We start from the raw sequence: 4,526 nt of genomic DNA, 5'->3' as shown, positions 1-4,526 counted from the left end.
TCTTGAATAGTGATTAAGTTATGATGTTCACAATTCAAGACGCGACACTAAACATCTCTTTGTCGGTATCTGGAGTCTCCAAGCCGACCGGCGGATTGTTGATCCGCTTTTTCCAATGGATCAGTCATGAAAAATTCTCCTATCGAATCCACTCTATTTTTACCAAGCGTTCTACATTTTTAAATTCTGGATCACCGGTAACGATGGTTGCATTTTGCTCGATGGCACAGGCTACAACAAAGCAGTCGGCGTAAGATAACGGGTAATCCGCCTTAATCTCTGCCGCCTGATAAACCAGGGGGTTGAGAACCGAAAGCACTTTAAATTCAAGCTGATGGATACGGCCCAATATTTCCAGTTTCCTGCTGTCACCAAAACGCTTCTTGGTCAAATAGATAATTTCTCCCAAATTAATTACACAAATCAGACGGTCGATATTTTGTTCTCTACTTTTTTTCAGAATATCGTAAACAATCTTGGCCCCTTTTTCATTTTGGAAAAAGACCAGCAGGACATGGCTGTCAAAAAGATAACCTGATTTCATCCAGCAAAGTCCTTTTTTCTCTCATCCAAAAGCTCTTTAGATAGTGATGGACGCTTTGGAAGGCATCCCATGGCATCTTCGGCAGGATTTTTGACCGGCGGAACCAAATAGATAAGGTTGCCGTATTCAAAAATTTGCAAAGCGTTGCCAGGATGTATATTATATTTTTTACGGATCGAAGCAGGGATTACGATTTGCCCCTTTGTTAATACTTTAACAGTGTTCATAATAGCCACCTCTGAAAGTTATACGTTTTTAAAAAATGTATAACAAAATGATCCCCGCGTCAAATATTATGCGGTTTCTTTAGCTTAACATGGATTTCGCATCCCGTTTGAAGAAGAATTTGAAATCTTTATCCCTATGTTTTAATTTCATCCCAAAAAACATCAAGCTTTTCTTCAGCATCGATTAAGCAAAGATTCATACTTTTGATATTTTTAGCTTCACTGACGCGTTTTTTTATAGTTCTTAAAGAATAAAGAGATTTGTTTCTTAAATCTTGACCGGCTTTATGAGCATCAAGATGTGCTTTCGTTTCTTCAATCATATTGTCAATTATTGCCGACAATGCGACACGACATTGTTGAGTCATTTTTTTTTGCAATGTTTTTGCTTCTGCAATCATGTTATAAGGAGCCGACGACGACAAAATCTGTTTGAGTTTTTCAAAACCTGCCACGATATCCGCATCTTTTATGAATTCTGACAAATTGTCGTTAAAGGCTTCAAACGATTGAATCAGGCTTTTCCAAAAATCAATATGCTGGGTATAAAATTCTGATATTATCTTCACATCATCGGATAATTTGAGGACTCTTTTTTTGTTATCATAAAAAGCATTGATCAGAGAAAATGAGTCCAGCTTGACAGATATCTTTTTAATAAAACGTATACAATCATCGATCTCTTTCTCACACGGGAAGAAAGGCTTTTGTGCAGCAGATTTACATGATTTTAATATAACTTCCCAACCCTTTATTTTCTTGGCTAAAAGCCTTGCAAATTCATATTGATCATCACAATCATCAAAGCCTTTTTCTTCGGACAGCTCCTGGTATAAATGTTTCACATCTTGAAATACTGAATTAGTAACCGACTTATTTGGAACTATTTTTACACTCTGCTCTATAGATTGTATTAAAGCCTGCTTAACTTTATGCGGTACAAGATTTTTTTCATCTACTCTAAAATGAAATTTTAAATCTTCTGCAAGCCAAAAAACATTTTGTATTATTGTAAAGTCTAACAAATCATGCACTTCTCTTACATATTGAACAAACTCATCTAAAACAACATATCCATATTTTTCAATCTGATTTTTTATGCAAGACATAACGACGGCTTGTTCTTTGGCCTTATCTTTTTCAAAATCAAACAGAAGTTGCCGATGCCCCAGCTCAACATTTTCAATATCTTGTTTTTTCACGATCTAACATCCGCAGTTGTTGACTATTTTTTTCTTTTCTGCTCATCGCAGATTTTTTCTTTTATTAAACGCTGAAAAATAACGAAATCCCTCATCTCGTTTCAGAGAAAAGAGGGATTTTCGATGCTTCAACTGTCATGATGATCCTTTTTTAGGTTCAGGTAATTATGAAGGCATAGCAAAATAACCAAAAATTAAATAAATAGTCAAGAATATTCATAAAATCAAACGGCTAAGTGTTTGTTAGAGCACATAATAAAACAGCGCTGGTGTCAATTGTTTTCCGTTTACAGGTATTCTTTGACGCCTTTGAAGCTACGGCGGTGGATGGGGCAGCAGCCGTGTGCTCTGATCGCGGCCTTGTGGGCCTTGGTGGGATAGCCTTTGTGCTGGGAAAATCCAAACTGGGGGTAGTCCTGATGGTATTTTGCCATCATGCGGTCCCGGGTTACTTTGGCAACGATAGATGCTGCCGCAATGGATATGCTCAAGCTGTCACCTTTGCGGATCGGCTCTTGGGGCAGGTCGGATGCAATGCGGAAGGGGCCGTCGATCAGCAGATAGTCCGGTTGGGCGTTAAGATCTTTAAGAGCGAGAACCATGGAGAGGCGGGCGGCTTCCAGGATATTGATACGATCAATTTCCGAGGGGCCTACAATTCCGGTGCCCACAGCAACAGCGTGATCATAAATTTTATCGAAAAGGTAATCCCGTTTTTGGGGGGTTAATTTTTTGGAATCGTCGATACCGAGAGGCGGTAAAGAACCGGGGAGAATCACCGCTGCAGAAACAACCGGACCGGCCAGCGGGCCCCGGCCGGCCTCATCAATGCCCGCAATTTGTGAAAAGCCTTTTTTAGAGGCCTTTTTTTCGAAAAACCACAGATCCACTTTCATTGCATTCTGAGGAAACCCGGCTCATTGCGACATATCAGAGAAGATTACCTCTTCAGAGATAATGAGTTAAAAATTCGAAGTACGAAATCCGGAGTTCATGAGACGGGAAGCTAGGTGTAGCGGCGCTCCTTAATCCTCGCGGCTTTGCCTCTGAGTTTGCGCAGGTAATAGATTTTAGCCCGGCGAACACGGCCGCGAGTAACGACTTCGATTTTGTCGATGACGGCAGAATGAAGCGGGAAGATACGCTCGACACCAATACCGTATGAAACTTTCCGTACGGTAAATGTAGCGTTCGTTCGGCCGCCGCGTTTGCTGATGCAAACACCCTGGAAGACCTGAATACGCTCTTTTTCACCTTCCTTGATTTTCACATACACTTTAACCGTATCACCTGCGGCAAAATTGGGCAGGTCAAGCCGCATACTCTCTCTTTCCAATTGATGTATTGTTTCCATTTTGATCCCTCACAAAATAAAATCGCTAAACGATTTTATATAACGCGACTTCGTCGTTAAAATTAGTTATTAAGATATTAATTTATAAAATCGCTAAACGATTTTATTTTATGTTCCAAACAACCGGTCCAGGATGACGGCTGTCGCCGACCGCACCGAAAGATGATTATAATCTGTATTTCCCATTACCGGATCAAGAATATAATCGGCATCAGCAATGCAATCGTTTGTCAGCCCCCAGGCCGTCCCAAAAATCAAAAGATAAAGGTCGCCGTCGTTGAGCATTTGGCGAAACCTGCCGAAGCTGATGTTCCCGGGACTGTGCTTGGCGCTGGTTACAACCGTTTTTGGAGTATATCCACCGCTGTCGCGGATATGATCGACAACCTCATCCAGCGAATTTTTAAGACTAATCAACTCCAAGGCTTCGCGCCGTTTCGGATTATACGTTGCGCCAACCCCTTTTACCCAATGATCGACGATTCTTTCGACAAGTTCCTGCTGATCCGCAAGCGGTGTAACCACGTAAAATGATCGTACTCCGTAAGTCTTTGCAGCCCTTGACATATCGTGCAGATCGAGGTTTGTCACAGCCGAGGCTATGACGTCACCGTTTTTGTTGATTACCGGATAATGTGTCAGAGCTACGTACAGATTGGTCGGATATGAGTTTTTCAATATCGCGGCACCACTTTTTAAAAATTTCTATTTCCGGCTCGCTCAAAGGGCGGCCTTTTAAAAGATCCTTTCTTTTTAGAAAGGTTCTTATAAGCGATGTCTCCAACCTCCATTTTTCAATCTCTTTATGGTTGCCTGACAGCAGCACCTCGGGAACCTCTGCGCCTTCGAAAACTCTGGGCCTCGTATATTGGGGGTGCTTCAATACACCGTCTGAAAACGAGTCTTTTGCGGCCGAATCTTCACCGCCGAGGGTGCCTGGGATCAAACGGGTAACGGCGTCAATGATGACCATGGCCGCCAGTTCACCGCCGGTCAACACATAATCCCCTATGGAGATTTCATCATCGATGAATTCGTGGCAAATGCGCTCGTCCACCCCCTCATAACGGCCGCAAACCAGAATAAGTCCTTCAGATGATGCTAATTCTTGTGCCAGGTTCTGGTTAAAGCAACGACCCTGCGGCGTCAGCAGAATCCTTCTGGAATACGGCGCTTGCTTTGCGGCCGCCCGCATGGCG

General features: G+C 42.2%; 7 protein-coding genes. All 7 read right to left on the bottom strand.

Going from position 1 to position 4,526, the window contains the following annotated elements; genetic code table 11:
- Positions 1-139 precede the first annotated feature (139 nt).
- Positions 140-544 (bottom strand): type II toxin-antitoxin system VapC family toxin, encoded by a 405-nt coding sequence (locus tag V3S16_RS14640; protein WP_413886219.1) that lies wholly within the window; start codon positions 542-544, stop codon positions 140-142.
- Positions 541-771 (bottom strand): AbrB/MazE/SpoVT family DNA-binding domain-containing protein, encoded by a 231-nt coding sequence (locus V3S16_RS14635; protein ID WP_413886217.1) that lies wholly within the window; start codon positions 769-771, stop codon positions 541-543. The genes V3S16_RS14640 and V3S16_RS14635 overlap by 4 nt, the downstream gene beginning before the upstream one ends.
- 134 nt (positions 772-905) lie before the next feature.
- Complete coding sequence (locus tag V3S16_RS14630) at positions 906-1,973, bottom strand: hypothetical protein (protein WP_413886215.1); 1,068 nt, start codon at positions 1,971-1,973, stop codon at positions 906-908.
- Between the two features lie 287 nt (positions 1,974-2,260).
- Positions 2,261-2,869 carry a ribonuclease HII gene (locus tag V3S16_RS14625; protein WP_413886213.1) on the bottom strand — a complete coding sequence of 203 codons (609 nt, stop codon included), beginning with the start codon at positions 2,867-2,869 and terminating at the stop codon, positions 2,261-2,263.
- A gap of 110 nt (positions 2,870-2,979) precedes the next feature.
- Positions 2,980-3,327 carry a 50S ribosomal protein L19 gene (rplS, locus tag V3S16_RS14620; protein ID WP_413886212.1) on the bottom strand — a complete coding sequence of 116 codons (348 nt, stop codon included), beginning with the start codon at positions 3,325-3,327 and terminating at the stop codon, positions 2,980-2,982.
- 108 nt (positions 3,328-3,435) lie between these two features.
- Entirely contained in the window at positions 3,436-4,005 is a 570-nt protein-coding gene (locus V3S16_RS14615) for an RNA methyltransferase (protein WP_413886210.1), read from the bottom strand.
- The coding region (gene trmD / locus V3S16_RS14610; RefSeq protein WP_413886208.1) for a tRNA (guanosine(37)-N1)-methyltransferase TrmD at positions 3,935-4,526 on the bottom strand (592 nt) is incomplete at its 5' end. The genes trmD and V3S16_RS14615, both read right to left, overlap by 71 nt.

It is taken from the genome of Candidatus Desulfatibia sp. (assembly GCF_036446775.1).
In the GTDB taxonomy this organism is placed as follows: Bacteria; Desulfobacterota; Desulfobacteria; order Desulfobacterales; family UBA11574; genus Desulfatibia_A.
This window is presented reverse-complemented; position numbering and strand designations above follow the sequence as displayed.